Genomic DNA, 16,033 nt, shown 5'->3' with positions numbered 1-16,033 from the left:
ATACGAAGTTTAGGATAATTATTTATACAATTATAAAGTTTACGCAATGATACATGATGCAGATGATACGCTATGCAGGGCTTAGCAATTTAGTAGCATCTAATTTGAAAATTGGCAGTACAAACTGCCCTATGACGAATGATCTAAACGTTTTGCGGGAAATAACAATAACAAGGCAGCTGGGGTGATCACTATATCGGCAATAAACGCCAGCCCGATACAAAGCGAGGTTAGCAAACCAAAGGCCTGCAGATTATTCAGCATAGATAGCGTGTAGATTAAAAAGCCCATGCATAGCACTACCGTGGTGGTAAACAATGCGCGTCCGGTGGTTGCAAGCGTCACAGCCAAGGCCTCTTCTATACTCGGCTGTTTTTTAATTTCTCGCTTGTAGGTATAAATAAAGTGAATAGAGTCATCAACAATCAGTCCCATTGCAATCGAACCGATCAATAAGGTAAATAAATCTAGAGGGATTTTTAAGATATACATGACCGCCAATACCATTGCGATGGGCAACAGGCTGGGTAAACAGAGGGCTAAGCCAAGGCGTACATTGCGCACAATAAACGACATGCAAAGAGTAATCAGACAGGCTGCAATCAAGTAGCTAATCGCCACCGGCAATAACATTTCATTAAAGATGCGGTTACCAATCGCCCCTATTCCGGTAATCACCAGGTCTAAATCTTGCCCGCCCAGCTGCTCATCAAAGCTCTGCTCAATACTGTCTAAAAACGCTGTATATTCAACCGCATCATCCCAAGACGTACTTAATGAGATGCGCATGGTATTCATATTATCCGTGCTTAACGACATCACGCGCTCGGCTGAGTCGAGCATTAATAGCAATAACTGCTGCGCATACAGCGCCTGTGTGTCGGGTAGTTGATAATCGGCTTGATTGGTGAGTGCCTTATTGGTTTCTTCTAAGATATCAATAATGCTGGTAGAGGACTGTATTTTGATGGTGTTGGCCGGTTGCGCCATCAGCTCGCTTAACCATTGCTGAATCGCGTTTAGCTGTTGCAATGTTATTGCCGGTTTATCTTCGCTGCCGTGAACAATATCTGGGTTTTGCATATTGGTGTTCGATATCAACAGCTCAATTTGCATCGTGCCGGTTAATTCTTCATCAATAATTTCAGTGGCAACCCGTGACGGGTTATCGGCCGGAAACCACTTTAATACGTCATGTGAAAAATTAAGCTGCAGCGCATACAAAATCGATACCGCTAGGCTAAAGGCCCCTACCGCCATGACCGGCACTTTGTTTTCTGCAATAACGCTAATCAAGCCACGTGACAGATTGAGGTCTCTTGCCAGCTTATCATAGCGTTTAGGCTTCACAGCCACCGGCACCAGTATCAGCAGCGCAGGCAACAACAGTACGGTATTGAAAAACGCAATCCACATGCCGATGGAGGCAAAAATACCAAAGGTTGATACCGAGGCAATATCAGAGCTAGCAAACGACAAAACCCCAATAGATGTGGTCAGGGTGGTAAAAAACATCGCTGGCGAGCTATGTCGTAAGGCATTAGCGACAGATTTTTTTCGACTGATGCCAGAGTCAAGCGAGCTGTAAAATGCCTGCATCAGGTGCACCGAGTCTCCGACGCAGACAGCGAGTAAAAATGACGGCAAGATAGAATTAGATACCAGCATCGGAAATTCGCCAATCATCATTAAGCTCATGGTAATAACCACCGCAATGATTAACGATACGAGTGGCAGCAGCACTGCGGATAAGCGCCTGAACACGGTAAATAAACTGATACAAATCAGCAAGACAGCAACCACGGTGAAGACTTTCAGATCGCGTTTAGTCAATCGCGATAGCTCAATGGTCGAGGCTAGCGAGCCCCCTAATAAAAGCGGCTGTGAAAACGATGCTTGTTGTTCAGCCAAAACCTCCGACAACGCCGCAATCGAGCGCTCACCATCTTCCGTAATGGCCTGACGAAAAGGTTCTGTGCTTGCGTCGCGAATAAACGGCTCTAACCTGACTAAAACCGCAGTCACCTCACCGTCTTGATCAATCAGACGATTTAAATAATAAGGGGTGGTCAGCGCGATGTCTTTTATGGCGGCAAAATCTGCCTCGGTGACGCTGCCGTCAAATAATTCGCTGATGTAGATTTCTTCGCCGCTACTTTTTACATAGCGAACATTAGCGATAGACTCAACGCTTTTCACATATGGCACATGCTGATAGATCGATTCTGTTAGCTGTTGCAGCTTTTGCTGAAAAGCACGGGAGAATACCTGCTCGCCACGAATCAGAACAATAAAGTACTCGCTGAGGCCGTACTCATTTTTAAACGCGGTATATATTTTTCGTTCATTATTGTTTTCTGCCAGAAAATTCTCGACTGAGCTGTCGAAATTGACTTGCTTAACCATCAGCGATAGCGCCAAGGTTAACAGCAGAAATGGCAGTATAATAAGCCATGGCCGCGCTAAAAAGCGCAGCAACACATGATTTAGTGCATGCTCAAAATGCGTCATAAAACTTAATTATTGTTATTAATGTATATGTTGCAGTGGGAAATTACGACATCGACTGCTCTACAGATTTACGTCGGTCATCACTTAATAGTTGGTTAATGGTATTGCGAATCGACAAACTGGCCAAATTACCCAGTTTTTCTTGCAGCGATTTTTTCGCCACATAGCTAACCGCGAAAATATCGCAGGCTTCACGTTGGCTGAGCAAATAATCATCAGAGGTCATCAACTCGTCTATCAGCGCCTTATCAATTGCCTGTTGCCCATACCAGACTTCGCCCGTGGCAACCGACTCAAGGTCTACCTGCGCGCGGTTATCAGCAATAAACTGTTTGAATAATTGATGCGTCTCTTCCAACTCTGACTGCAGCTTATCACGGCCTTTATCGGTAATCTCACCAAACATGGTGACCGGTGCTTTATATTCGCCGGCGGTCATAATGTCATAGTCAACATCGAGTTTTTTCAGCGCACGATTAAAGTTTGGCAGCTGAGCTAAGACCCCTATCGAGCCAATAATCGCAAACGGTGCCGCCAATATTTTATGACCAACACAGGCCATAAGATAACCCCCGCTAGCTGCCACCTTGTCGACGCAGATGGTGAGCTTTAAATCAGCATGGCGAATTCGGCTAAGCTGCGATGCTGCTAGACCATAGGTATGCACCATGCCGCCCGGGCTTTCAAGGTCTAACACGATTTCATCATTGGCGTTAGCCACGGTCAAAATGGCATTCACCTCTTCGCGTAAATTCTCTACTGCCGAGGCTTGAACATCGCCATCAAAGCGAATCACAAACAGGCGCTTTTTATCTTCTGTTTGAGTCTTAGCCTGTTTCTTTTGCAATTTTTCGGCTTTTTTATCGGCCTTATGCTTGGCCTTTAGGGCTTGTTCAGTCAGCACCTCATCTTCAAGTGTGGCCTGATAATCGTCATATCGCTGATTCAGATTTTTTATCACAATCTGACCTTTCTCAGCCCCGCCCTTTTGTTTTACCGATATGGCTACCACGCTGGCAACGGTAAATATAATCGCCACCACAAGGGTTAGGGCTTTGGCCAAAAACAGGCCGTATTCAATAAGAAATTCCAATGTAACACCTATATATCACTCAAGATTCGAGTGAAAAATTTTTATAGCGGTAACTGTCTAAGATAAGGCTTGCGCTAGTTTAGCGGCTAACGCAGCTCACTGCCGTGAGATGCCAAAGCTGTTAAAACAAAAGCGGATTGATAATCTAGCAATTACAGATTTTATTCCTTGCTATGAACTCTTTAAACAGTAGCAAATTTCGGGGCTAGTTTAAGCGTTTTTAACCGGAAACCCAAGCGACACTAAACTTTGTTTCGAGACATTTAAAACATTATCCGGCGCGACTCCGTGTAACTCGATCTCTGACAAATAATATTCCAACGCGATTAAGGCATCGGCTAAGGTTGCTAAAATACTCTCGGCATCTTCACGCTTTAAACCGTTCTCGATAATCGTATTCACAAAATCAACACAGCTTAGCAGCACCGCTTTGGCGTCATGATGATTGAGCATGGTTAATGCACCTACAACGGTGATTAAATTGCCTGCGATCTGTTTGATGTACTCAATTTGATAGTCCGACTCAATAAACGAATTGATATCTTTTTTCGCCACTGCGATAGCTGACTGCGATTCCTGTAAGGTGATAATCGTCGCTTGATCGAGCTGGCTTTTCGACATTAGCAGATCTTTTGGCATATCAGCCAGAGACGACTGTTCATCACTCAGATCTTGACGCGATAGATTCGACAACATGCTTTCGATGTAAATTAAGCTATCTGCTATCTCTAATAGATCTTGATTTTGATAAGTCTCGCCTTCTGACCATGCGGAAACTTTGCTGTGCATGCTTAGCATTAATTCACTGGCGCTGGCTAGGCCAATCACTTTAAGAATATCAGCACTGCGTTGAAATAAATTAACCAGCTGATTGAAATCAGCCGCTTCACCAGCGCCCTGCGCCGCAATCTCCAACACCTCTTTGGTTTGCGTGAGTTCATCACGTAAAGCTAAAACCATATTGGCAATGGTTTCAGCATTAGGGCCTTGCATGATATTGCGTTCTTGCTGCAGCATGTTGTCACTGATAGCAAAGTCATTCATTTGCAGCTTGGCAAGTGATGGCATCGCAGTATCACCACTATTGGCCGCTAGCGCCGCCAAGAAGCTCAGCTCATGGATATAATGTTGCGAAAATATTGCCGTATCAGCCGCGGCTGAGCTCAGCTGTTTAAACGCTTTATCCAGTTCACTCAATAAACGTTTGCGGGTGAAGTTTAAGGCCAATGACTGTTGCTGCATTGCCGTTAGCACATCAGCGGCTAGCGCCAGCCCCTGCTGTGGGTTTGCTGCCGACACCATGGTCGCCATGCGGGCTACCGCGCGCTGCATCATCTCTAGCTTAATCTCTAGATTTTCCTCGCGTAACAGCCCAACTAAACCAATTTGCAGCAGCTGTCGTTGCCGTTTAACTAAGGGCTGATCAAGCTCCGCGCTGTTTGCATCGGCACTGGATTCAAGTGCCTGAATGGTAAAATCAAAAAAACTCGACTCTTCTAATAAATGAATTTTTCGAATAATCCGCAGTTCGTTGACAAAATTCATCACCAGCCAAGGCAAGGCCTGCTGCTTTTCGACCACATACTCGATGTAACAAGGCAGGCCGACAAATGCATGCGATAAGGCCGAGAGCTTGCGGTCATTTATACTCAACTCACCGGCAATAAATTCTGACATTAAGCCAACCATTTCGGCCGTTAAGGTATCCGCACCCGGAATATCAATGATTTTAAGCACCCCAACAATCGACTGCAGTTGATGCAGTGCTTCTTGAAGCTGCGACATATCGGATTTGTCGTGAATAAATGACTCAAAATGATGAGATGCGGTTTTAATCGTTTTGAGTAGTTCAGCCTGAACCACATTCACGGAGGTAAAATCGATAGCACTGTACTTTATCACGCAAACACCTTTTTTATTGTCGTCATGGATGCCCTGAAAAGACTCTTAGCAGAGAGCTAAGGTATAAATAATACGGATTAAAATTACGCTTTAAGCGCATAAAATGCAAAGCATTTTTACTGCAGCCTGCGGCGATTGCTCAAAACTTCACAATTCTTAGCAGAGCATTAAGAGAATAGCGCCTTATTATCGGATTTTTTATTTAATAAGCTGATAAAGTCTTGATGCTGCGCTAACTCATCTTGATTGGGCTGAATAATCGGTAAGTCGAGGGCTTTAAGATCAACGGCATGGCCATTCTCGCCTGATTCAGCAGATTCAAAACCAACCTCGGGCTCTAAGGCCAATCCTTTTTGTCCACCTGTCATTAACAGATAAACATCGGCTAAGATTTCAGAATCCAGCAAGGCACCGTGCAGCACCCGGTGCGAATTATCAATGCCGTAGCGTTTGCAAAGCGCGTCAAGGTTATTGCGTTGCCCGGGATGCTTTTGCTTAGCCATTACCAAGCTGTCAAAAATCTGGCAATGGTCTTCAACCTTGCCAAAAGTTGAGTGCATTAACTGCAATTCATGATTTAAAAAGCCTAAATCAAACGGTGCATTGTGGATGATCAGTTCAGCACCTTCGATAAATTGACAAAACTCAGCGGCAATATCGGCAAATACCGGTTTATCCTGTAAAAATTCGTTGGTTAAACCGTGAACAGCAACCACTTCATCTTCTACCACCCGCTCTGGGTTTATATATTGATGGTAAGTGCGGCCGGTAAATCGACGATTAACAATTTCAATCGCACCGATTTCAACCAGCTTATGCCCATCTAATGGATTAATTCCGGTGGTTTCTGTATCGAGGACAACTTGACGTTTTTGCATTAATTACTTTCCGTATTCATAACCAAATCGCAGCCTTGGTTCGCCAGCGCATCGGCAATTTCATTTTCTCGGTGGCCACTATGGCCTTTCACCCAGTGCCATTCTACCTGATGCTCTGCCACGGCTTGATCAAGTCGCTGCCACAAATCAGCATTTTTAACTGGCTTCTTAGCGGCATTTTTCCAACCGTTGCGCTTCCAGTTATGGATCCACTGCTGCATACCGTTTTTTACGTAGCTGGAATCGGTTGTAATGCTGACCACGCATTGTCGTTTTAGTGCGCTCAAGCCTTCAATGACCGCAAGTAACTCCATGCGATTGTTAGTGGTGTCTAACTCACCGCCGTATAAATGTTTTTCTTTGCCTTGGTAGCGTAGTAAAGCACCCCAGCCGCCTGGGCCTGGATTACCTTTGCAGGCGCCGTCGGTAAATATTTCGACCATGTCTTGTGTCATTAATGAATAGTCTTACTGCTTTTGGAGGGAGAATATGGGCTTGGAGACAGCATCATCGGACGCTGTTTGTGCCATCTAGGTTTGTGTGGCGTCAGCGCAGCATATTCGTTTTTTGCCAGTAGCGAATAAAAACCCGCGCCAAGGCTTGGCTGTCGTTTCTGTAATAGCTGCTCCAGACGACTCGAAACACCGCGCAGCAGGTGGGTTTTGATCGGTAGACGGTAATAACCATAGTTAACTTGCTGTACCGATAAGTCTAATAGCGTTAACCAATCCGCTAAGCGCCTGGCACTCAATAAGCGGTTATTCCAAAATGCATGACCACTGAGATTGCCAAAAAATGACATCGCGCCCAATGCACCAAGAGGGTTAAAACCCATAATTAAAATATGGCCGCCCGGGCGTGTGACACGCTGCACTTCTTTTAATAGCTCATGTGGCGATGGGCTGAAATCCAATAAGTGATGCACGATGGCAATATCGAGTGCATCGTTCTCGATAGGCAAATGTGCCTCATGAGCAATGACTGCACCAGTTGAGGCAGCAGATGGCACTAATTCAATAGAAAAACTGTGTTGTGCGCGACTATTATCATACAAGCAGATATCGGGCAGTACTGATAGCTGCATTAAGTGATAACCGAATAAGGTTTCAAGCTGATCGTTTAACATGCGTTGCTGCTCACCCAAAAACGTTTGCCCTACCTCGCTGCCAAACCACTGCTGCAGCGCATCTTGTCTTTCGCTCAAAGCTTTGAGCTGATGGCGGTTAAGCAACTGTTGAGTTAAAGAATTTTTTTTCATTGGCAAATCAGTTCGGGACAGCAATCACATCGTCAGTCGTTTAACTAAGGAAAAGGTAGGCAAAATACACCTGACTGGCATAGAATGACTCGGTAATTTGATTCATTAAATTTATAGTACATCATTATCTATGCCCGCGACAGCTTTTGAAATTTTTTCGATTCCTGCCTTCAACGACAATTATATTTGGGCCATTCGGCAAGATTCGCAGGTCTATGTTGTTGATCCAGGCTGCGCGCAATCTGTCATCCAATGCCTAGAATCTCGACAGTTGCAGTTACAGGGCATTTTAGTGACCCATTGGCATCCTGACCACATTGGCGGTATTTCAGCGCTTCAAGCCTATGTTGCTGATAGCTTGGTTGATGCTGAGCCGCTGCCGGTAATCGGCCCGCGTTCAGATAAAATTCCGCAGATTAATCAGCTGGTTGGCGACTTAGATCAGTTTACGATTTTCCCAGCACAGAATGGCTTAAACATACAGGTGCTGGCGATTCCTGGTCATACGCTCGACCATATTGCTTTTCATGCACCGGCTGTAGACGCGCTATTTTGCGGCGACACGCTGTTTAGTGCAGGCTGTGGTCGCGTGTTTGAAGGTAGCTATGCGCAGATGCAGGCTTCTCTGGCTAAGCTTGCAGCATTATCGCCTGACACACTTATCTATTGTGCGCATGAATATACCTTAAGCAATCTGGCTTTTGCGTTAGCGGTTGAGCCTAAAAATCACGAACTGATGCAACGATTGCAAACTTGTCAATCGCTGCGAGAGCAGCAGCTAGCAACGCTGCCGAACCGTTTGGCTAACGAATTGTTAACCAACCCTTTTTTACGTTGCCACATACCAGACGTCGCCGATGCCGCTGTGCAGCAAGGCGCTATGTCAAACACAGCTTTGGACGTGTTCACCTGTCTCCGTCAATGGAAGGATAATTTTTAATCCCAATTAACGTCCTGCTGTACCATGAATTTTCGACCTATCTATGCCCTACTGCTTGCTTTGCTTGCAGCATTCTTATCTAGCTGCAGTCAGCCGACAATGCGCAGTGACAAACTATCAGCCTCAGCCGAAGTTAAAGCTGAGCAGCTTAGCTTGCCGTCTGTAAAGCATCAGACTGAGCAAGATCAATTTCGCTGTTATCCAGTTGATCAGTCGGTATTTAACCACCCCATTGACGCCTTGCCCCCAGCCTTCCCCATTGCGCCAGATGAAAATATTTGGCCACGGCTGCAGCACAATCTTCAGCTTGCCTTTCGGCAGGACCCTCGCGTGTTGGAGCAGCTGCAACGCTATCAGCGTAATCCCAGTTATTTTCGCCATATTCAACAGCGCGCCAGCCGATATCTGCATTATATTTTGACTGAGCTGCATGCTAATAATATGCCCGCAGACTTAGCCCTATTACCCATCGTTGAGAGTGCTTACGAACCTTTCGCCTATTCACATGGTCAAGCCGCAGGCTTATGGCAGTTCATACCTATGACAGCCGATCGATTTAAACTGCAGCGCGACTGGTGGCTAGATGAGCGGCGAGACGTGGTGGCCTCGACGCAAGCGGCAATCGCCTATCTGAAATATCTGCATCGTTTTTTTGATGGCGACTGGGAGTTAGCTATAGCCGCCTATAATGCTGGTGAAGGCACCGTGAGAAAAGCAATAAGGAAGAATCGCGCGGCAGGCAAAGCTACCGATTTTTGGCATTTACAGCTGCCTAAAGAAACCAGCCAATATGTTCCAAAAATGATTGCCTTGAGTCATATTTTTAAACAGCCGGAGTCCTTTGGCATTTCGCTTGAACCGATTGCCAACCGAGCTTATTTCGACAGCGTTACTGTCGAGCAGCAACTCGATTTATCGCAGGCTGCTAAGCTTGCAGGCATCGATATTGAAGAGCTTTACCATCTTAACCCGGGTTTAAATCGATGGGCTACGCCGCCATCGACGCGCTATCAACTGCAACTTCCGATAACACAAATTGCCCGCTTTCAACAACAATTAGCGCAATTGCCCAACTCGGCTTTTGTGCAATGGCAGCGTTACAAAGTTCAGCCTGGCGACAGTTTAAGCACCATCGCGAAGCGTCATAACAGCCAAGTCGTCGCGATAAAGAGTGCCAATCAGCTACAGACAAATATGATTAAAATTGGTCAGATTCTTTTGATTCCATCGGCCATAAGTGAATCTAGTCAATACGCCTTAAGCCAAGATCAACGCTTACAGTCAAAACAATCGCGCCGCTCGACCGGAGACAAACAGCGTATCAGCTATCGTGTTAAGCCTGGGGATAGCTTTTGGTCGATTGCAAAACAGTATCAAATAAGCGTGCAATCATTAGCCAAATGGAATGGCAAATCACCTAAAGACACACTTCAAATAAACGAAACCTTGGTGATTTGGCAAGCTCGCAGTGCAAATTTATCGCAGCGCTCAGACAATGTGCAGAAAGTTTTCTATCGGGTTCGGCAAGGTGACTCATTGTCCAGTATTGCGAGTAAGTTTAATCTGGCTACTAAGCAAATTAGCCATTGGAATCAGCTAAATCGTGAGGATTATCTCTATCCCGGTCAAAACTTAAAATTATTAATTAACGTCATGGATACCTATCAATGACTAGGGTAAGATTTTGTCAATTTACAGGGAAACTGCTTAACAGCTAACCCTCACCTAAGATAAACCAGTGAGTAGAAAGTGAGTGTATTACAGTGAAGTTCAGTGTTAGCAAATTAAGTCTTTTTCGGTTCATAACTTTTAAAAAGAATACCGCAAAGTTAAATAATGCAAAGTTAAGTGCCGCACACCTAAATGAGATGATCATTCGCTCGCCAACAAAACAAACAATAACGCACCAGCTATCAATGCGAGCAGCCATAGCAATCTGTGTTCTCATGGGCTATAGCAATGTTGCCGCAAGTGCTGAGACCGCTGCTAAGGCCGCTAAATCAGCACAAGCTATGTCGATAAACAGCTCGCATGCGATTGCTATGCATGGCGACATAAAATACGACAAAGATTTTCTCCGGTTTGACTATACCAGCGCTGATGCAAAAACGGGTGGGCGTCTACGACTGGCCAGTCAAGGAACCTTTGACAGCCTTAACCCCTTTATCGCCAAAGGCACAGCTGCCGATAATCTAGGGCTCATCTATGACACGCTCACTGTCGCTTCACAAGATGAGCCGTTTACACATTATGGACTGATTGCCGAGACCATTATTTGGCCCGATGACCGCAGTTATGTGGAATACCGTTTACGCCGTGAGGCAGCGTTTAGTGATGGCACTGCCATTACCGCAGCAGATATTAAGTTTAGCTTTGACTTATTGATGCAAAAAGCCAGTCCGATTTATAAAACTCTGTATAGCGATGTTGCCGAAGTAAAGGTTATCGCGGATGACCATGTGCGTTTTGAATTAAAGCATAATCGTAACCAAGAGCTGATCTTAATCATTGGCCAGCTACCCGTTTTGCCGAAGCACGCAACACAAGTTGATAGCTTTGCTGAATCATCGCTCAACATTCCCATCGGCAGCGGCCCTTACATGATTAGCGCTGTAAATCCTGGTAAGCGCGTCAGTTTTAAGCGAAATTCTAACTACTGGGCGCAGAATCTAAATGTCAATCGAGGTCGCTATAATTTTGACGAGATTCAAGTCGATTATTACCGAGATTCGACCGTTATGTTAGAAGCTTTAAAAGCGGGTGAATATGATTTTCGCTATGAGAATGTCTCAAAACTATGGGCTACAGCCTATGATATTGATGCGGTAAAAAANGGTAAATTACAAAAACGCCTAATAGAGCATCGTATGCCAGAAGGCATGCAGTCGTTCATTTTAAACCAGCGTAACCCGCTGTTTAATGACATTCGAGTGCGTAAAGCATTGAATTATGCGTTCGACTTTGAATGGTCTAACAAACATTTATTCTATGGCCAATATAAACGTAGCCAAAGTTTTTTTAGTAATTCAGAGATGGCAGCGACTGGCCTGCCAGATAATGCGGAATTAGCGTTACTTAAACCACTGGCTGCAGAACTACCCCCGTCAGTGTTTACTGAAGCTTATGCTCTCCCTGTGACGCAAGGAAATGGCAACAACCGGGCTCAGTTGCGAGAGGCCAAAGCCTTACTGAGTGAAGCTGGCTGGACCGTGAAGGATAATGTTTTACAAAATCAGCAAGGCGAGAGCTTTAGCTTTGAATTTCTCACATTTGATCCTGCGTTTGAACGGATTATCAATCCTTATATCAAGGGTTTATCGCGACTTGGCATTCAAGCAAAAGTGCGCAAAGTTGAAGTATCTCAATACATTAATAAGCTGCGCGAATATGATTACGACGTTATAACTTATTCCTACGGGCAGTCACTGTCACCGGGTATTGAACAAAAGCAGTACTGGCATTCAAGCGCAGCAGATATAAAAGCTAGTCAAAACTTTATTGGTATTAAAAATCCAGCCATTGACAGTTTGGTTGAAACGCTTATTCAGGCACCTAATCGCAGTGCCTTAGTCACTGCCGCTAAAGCTCTTGATCGTGCCTTATTGCACAATTGGTATGTCGTTCCACACTGGTATATCGATGCACACCGTGTGGCATATTGGGATAAATTTGCGCAGCCAGAGCAAGCACCACCGTACGATGCATTATTTTTTGGCACTCTATCAACCTGGTGGGTAGACGATAAAAAAGCAGCCGCGTTAGACTTATAAACCCAAAGCATGATTTATTATCTGTCAAAACGACTGCTGCTGATTTTTCCTACCCTTTTCGGCATCTTATTGATCAATTTTTTGATTATTCAAACCGCACCAGGTGGTCCGGTTGATCAAATGGTCGCCCGCATGCAGGGCTTTAATACTCAAATGAATATGAGCGCCGACAATAGCGCTGACGTACAACGTTCGCAAAATGAAAAAAATCGCTATGGCATAGATCCAGATATTTTGCGCGAAATTGAGCAACAGTATGGATTTGATCGCCCTATGCATGAGCGCTTTTGGCTTATGCTAAAACAGTATGCGCAATTTGATTTTGGCGAGAGCTATTATCGCTCCATCAGCGTCACCGACTTAATCAAAGAAAAATTGCCGGTTTCGATCTCACTGGGTCTATGGAGCACCTTGATTATCTACCTAGTATCGATTCCGATGGGTATTCGAAAGGCGCTGCACCACGGCAGCCGATTTGATATCTGGAGCAGCTCCATCATTACCGTGGCCTACGCGATTCCTGGCTTTTTATTTGCGATCGTGCTTATTGTGTTATTTGCCGGCGGTAGCTATTTAGATTGGTTTCCTCTGCGCGGCTTACAATCTGAAAATGCCGAACAACTGTCGTGGCCAGCTCAAATTGCAGACTACTTTTGGCATATTAGCCTGCCCGTTCTTGCTTATAGCATTGGTGGCTTTGCGCAATTAACCATGCTGACTAAGAATGCCTTCTTAGAAGAAATCAGTAAACAGTATGTGATAACCGCGAAGGCAAAAGGTCTGTCTGAACATCAAGTCTTATATCGGCATGTATTCCGTAATGCGATGTTGATTATTATTGCAGGCTTTCCTGCGGCGTTTATCAGTTTATTTTTTACTGGTTCGCTGCTGATAGAAGTCATTTTTTCACTGGATGGATTGGGCTTGTTAAGCTTTGAAGCCGTCATAAATCGCGACTATCCCGTGATTTTTGCCACCTTATTCATTTTTACGGGACTCAGTTTGATACTTAAACTGGTGAGCGACTTAGTCTATGTTTGGGTAGACCCGCGCATTGACTTTGCGGGGCAATGATCATGCCGCTAAACCCTAAACAAAAGCAACAGTGGCAGCGTTTCAAACAAAATCGACGTGCGCTGATTTCTCTGTGGTTATTTTGCAGTTTATTTTTACTGAGCTTATTGGCAGAAATTATTGCTAATGAAAAACCCTTATTAATTAAATACCAAGGTGAATGGTTCACACCTTTTCTCTTTAGCTATCCAGAAACTGCTTTTGGCGGGGATTTTGACACAGAAGCGGATTATAGCGACCCCTATGTGACCGAATTAATCCTTCAACAAGGCTTTATTGTTAGGCCGCTGGTTCCTTTTAGTTACGACACGCACAGCCTTGATCTGCCCTCACCTGCGCCATCGCCACCCGATGCAATGCATTGGTTAGGCACTGACGATCAAGCCAGAGACGTGTTAGCCAGAGTCTTATATGGATTTCGCTTATCCATTATCTTTGCCATTGCGGTAACGCTTGGCTCCAGCATCATCGGTATTTTCGTTGGTGCCATGCAAGGATATTTTGGCGGCTGGGTCGATTTAGTGGGTCAACGATTTCTTGAAATTTGGTCTTCCTTGCCGGTACTTTTTTTATTGATTATTTTGGCCAGCATGGTCACTCCAAGTTTTAGCTGGCTATTGCTGATTATTTTATTATTTAGTTGGACTGGCTTGGTTGATGTTGTCAGGGCTGAATCACTAAAAGTCAGAAAGCTTGAATATGTCAGGGCGGCGAAAGCCCTAGGCGTCTCAGATTGGCATATTATGCTACGCCATGTGATGCCAAACGCACTTGTCGCGGCCTTAACTTTCATACCGTTTATGATGACAGGTGCGATTGCCACACTGACGTCATTAGATTTTCTCGGCTTCGGCCTTCCACCTGGCTCGGCGTCTTTAGGCGAATTGCTGGCACAGGGTAAAGCTAATATTCATGCGCCCTGGCTGGGCTTAACTGGCTTTGCCGCACTGTCGCTATTGCTTACCCTGCTAGTTTTTATTGGCGAAGGTGTGCGTGATGCCTTTGACCCGAGAGCACGCTAATGTCTGCCGCTGAAGCTATTATGTCGGTTCAAGCGCTGTCGATCAGACTGAATAACAGTGTGCTGGTCGATAATGTCTCATTTGAGCTTTATCCTGGTAAAACTACCGCCCTAGTCGGCGAAAGTGGCTCCGGTAAATCGCTTACAGCACAGTCAATATTAAAGTTATTGCCTGACTATATGCATTGCCAGGGCAATATTCACTTCGATCAACAAAATCTGCTAGATGCACCCGCGTCAATCATTCAGTCGATTCGTGGCGATAAAATTGCAATGATCTTTCAAGAGCCCATGACGGCGTTAAACCCATTGCAAACGGTAGAGCAACAAATTCGTGAATGCTTTCCGTCAGCTAATAAGCAGCCTAAAGCGGCGGTCATCGACCTATTAACGAAAGTGCAAATCGATCAGCCGGCTAGCAAGCTGAAGGCATTCCCTCATCAATTATCCGGTGGGCAGCGTCAGCGCGTCATGATAGCCATGGCTCTAGCAAATCAGCCCGATATTTTAATTGCCGATGAGCCAACAACCGCCCTAGATGTCACGGTTCAAAAAGAAATCCTAGATCTTTTAGCCAATATTCAGCAACAAGATAATTTAGCCATATTGTTGATTAGTCATGATATTCATGTGGTTGAGAAGTACAGTGACTATGTTGCCGTTATGCAATCAGGCTCAATTGTTGAGGCCGGTGATAGCCAGCAGATCTTTAATCATGCGCAGCATGCTTATACGCAGAGCCTGATCGATGATATTGAGATCCCCAAGCCAAATCCCCATGGTCAATCAGTGATTTTGTCGACTTCGGGCTTAAGCTGCCGTTACCAGTTGCCTAAAACGTCATGGTTTAGAAAAGATTTTCAACAGGCACTTAATAATGTCGATATTAAGCTGCATGCCGGAGAAATTTTAGGGGTCATAGGGGAAAGTGGCTCTGGAAAAACCACCTTAGCGAATGCATTACTGAAGCTTGTTCCAGCCAGCGGCCAATACAGCATTGATGGCAACGATATGTTGCAGCTCTCAAGTAAAGCCTTTCGGCCCTTCAGGCAGTGGCTGCAGGTCGTATTCCAAGACCCATTTGCCAGTTTAAGCCCGCGCATGACTGTGGCAGCCATTATCAGTGAAGGCTATTGTGAAATGCTGAAACAGCAGCAACAACACATCAGCGATGACGCGTTGTCAGAAAAAATACGCTGGGCATTAAGCGAAGTTGGCCTAAATGATGATATTCTTGAGCGCTACCCTCATGAGTTTTCCGGTGGTCAACGACAGCGTATTGCTCTTGCAAGAGCAATTATTATGCAGCCAAAATGTATTATTTTAGATGAACCGACCTCGGCTTTAGATAGAAATATTCAGCAGCAGGTTCTTCGCTTAATTATTAAACTGCAGCATGATTTGAATATAAGTTTTATTATTATTAGCCATGATTTACTGCTGGTTCGGCAAATGTGTCATAACCTTATTATTCTTAATCATGGCAATATTGTAGAGTCTGGCGCTACTGAAGGCATTTTTCTTCAGCCAGAAAACCCCTACACGCAACGCTTGATAGCGTCGCACCCGAGTAATATTAGCTGAAT

The 16,033-nt window shown here is 44.9% G+C and carries 12 protein-coding genes; 6 read left to right on the top strand and 6 right to left on the bottom strand.

Annotation, left to right across the window (positions count from 1 at the left end; all coding sequences use genetic code 11):
* Positions 1-129: 129 nt before the first annotated feature.
* The 6 genes from HRU21_02845 to HRU21_02820 form a co-directional block, all read right to left on the bottom strand.
* A complete protein-coding gene (locus tag HRU21_02845) occupies positions 130-2,511 on the bottom strand; it encodes an MMPL family transporter (GenBank protein ID NRA41228.1) in 2,382 nt (793 codons plus the stop codon).
* Between the two features lie 43 nt (positions 2,512-2,554).
* The gene (gene sohB / locus HRU21_02840) at positions 2,555-3,604 is read right to left on the bottom strand and encodes a protease SohB (protein ID NRA41227.1); all 1,050 of its coding nucleotides are present in this window, start codon (positions 3,602-3,604) and stop codon (positions 2,555-2,557) included.
* 210 nt (positions 3,605-3,814) lie between these two features.
* Positions 3,815-5,506, bottom strand: coding sequence for a hypothetical protein (locus HRU21_02835; GenBank protein ID NRA41226.1), 1,692 nt, complete (start codon positions 5,504-5,506; stop codon positions 3,815-3,817).
* Between the two features lie 167 nt (positions 5,507-5,673).
* Complete coding sequence (gene dnaQ, locus HRU21_02830; protein NRA41225.1) at positions 5,674-6,384, bottom strand: DNA polymerase III subunit epsilon; 711 nt, start codon at positions 6,382-6,384, stop codon at positions 5,674-5,676.
* Positions 6,384-6,839: a ribonuclease HI gene (gene rnhA / locus HRU21_02825; GenBank protein ID NRA41224.1), complete on the bottom strand. Its 456-nt coding sequence runs from the start codon at positions 6,837-6,839 to the stop codon at positions 6,384-6,386. Before rnhA ends, dnaQ begins: the two co-directional genes overlap by 1 nt.
* Positions 6,839-7,642 carry a methyltransferase domain-containing protein gene (locus HRU21_02820; GenBank protein NRA41223.1) on the bottom strand — a complete coding sequence of 268 codons (804 nt, stop codon included), beginning with the start codon at positions 7,640-7,642 and terminating at the stop codon, positions 6,839-6,841. The genes rnhA and HRU21_02820 overlap by 1 nt, the downstream gene beginning before the upstream one ends.
* A gap of 130 nt (positions 7,643-7,772) precedes the next feature.
* Here HRU21_02820 and gloB point away from each other — a divergent pair, with 130 nt between their 5' ends.
* The 6 genes from gloB to HRU21_02790 all read left to right on the top strand — a co-directional run bounded on the left by gloB (position 7,773) and on the right by HRU21_02790 (position 16,031).
* Positions 7,773-8,582, top strand: coding sequence for a hydroxyacylglutathione hydrolase (gene gloB / locus HRU21_02815; GenBank protein NRA41222.1), 810 nt, complete (start codon positions 7,773-7,775; stop codon positions 8,580-8,582).
* A gap of 99 nt (positions 8,583-8,681) precedes the next feature.
* Positions 8,682-10,253: a LysM peptidoglycan-binding domain-containing protein gene (locus HRU21_02810; protein NRA41221.1), complete on the top strand. Its 1,572-nt coding sequence runs from the start codon at positions 8,682-8,684 to the stop codon at positions 10,251-10,253.
* 275 nt (positions 10,254-10,528) lie between these two features.
* A complete protein-coding gene (locus HRU21_02805) occupies positions 10,529-12,352 on the top strand; it encodes an ABC transporter substrate-binding protein (protein ID NRA41220.1) in 1,824 nt (607 codons plus the stop codon).
* Positions 12,353-12,361: 9 nt separating this feature from the next.
* A complete protein-coding gene (locus HRU21_02800) occupies positions 12,362-13,426 on the top strand; it encodes a microcin C ABC transporter permease YejB (GenBank protein NRA41219.1) in 1,065 nt (354 codons plus the stop codon).
* A 2-nt stretch (positions 13,427-13,428) separates the two neighbouring features.
* Positions 13,429-14,448, top strand: coding sequence for an ABC transporter permease (locus HRU21_02795; GenBank protein ID NRA41218.1), 1,020 nt, complete (start codon positions 13,429-13,431; stop codon positions 14,446-14,448).
* Positions 14,448-16,031 carry an ABC transporter ATP-binding protein gene (locus HRU21_02790; protein ID NRA41217.1) on the top strand — a complete coding sequence of 528 codons (1,584 nt, stop codon included), beginning with the start codon at positions 14,448-14,450 and terminating at the stop codon, positions 16,029-16,031. Before HRU21_02795 ends, HRU21_02790 begins: the two co-directional genes overlap by 1 nt.
* Positions 16,032-16,033 lie beyond the last annotated feature (2 nt).

The organism is Pseudomonadales bacterium (assembly GCA_013215025.1).
GTDB lineage: Bacteria > Pseudomonadota > Gammaproteobacteria > Pseudomonadales > DT-91 > DT-91.
The sequence above is the reverse complement of the archived record's forward strand: the minus strand, read 5'-3'. Positions and strand labels throughout refer to the sequence as shown.

Excerpts from the sequence above, each read along its gene's own strand:
- rnhA (NRA41224.1), bottom strand. The coding sequence starts at position 6,839 with ATGACACAAGACATGGTCGAAATATTTACCGACGGCGCCTGCAAAGGT.
- HRU21_02790 (NRA41217.1), top strand. The coding sequence starts at position 14,448 with ATGTCTGCCGCTGAAGCTATTATGTCGGTTCAAGCGCTGTCGATCAGA.
- HRU21_02795 (NRA41218.1), top strand. The coding sequence starts at position 13,429 with ATGCCGCTAAACCCTAAACAAAAGCAACAGTGGCAGCGTTTCAAACAA.
- HRU21_02810 (NRA41221.1), top strand. The coding sequence starts at position 8,682 with ATGCGCAGTGACAAACTATCAGCCTCAGCCGAAGTTAAAGCTGAGCAG.
- gloB (NRA41222.1), top strand. The coding sequence starts at position 7,773 with ATGCCCGCGACAGCTTTTGAAATTTTTTCGATTCCTGCCTTCAACGAC.
- HRU21_02800 (NRA41219.1), top strand. The coding sequence starts at position 12,362 with ATGATTTATTATCTGTCAAAACGACTGCTGCTGATTTTTCCTACCCTT.
- dnaQ (NRA41225.1), bottom strand. The coding sequence starts at position 6,384 with ATGCAAAAACGTCAAGTTGTCCTCGATACAGAAACCACCGGAATTAAT.
- HRU21_02820 (NRA41223.1), bottom strand. The coding sequence starts at position 7,642 with ATGAAAAAAAATTCTTTAACTCAACAGTTGCTTAACCGCCATCAGCTC.
- HRU21_02845 (NRA41228.1), bottom strand. The coding sequence starts at position 2,511 with ATGACGCATTTTGAGCATGCACTAAATCATGTGTTGCTGCGCTTTTTA.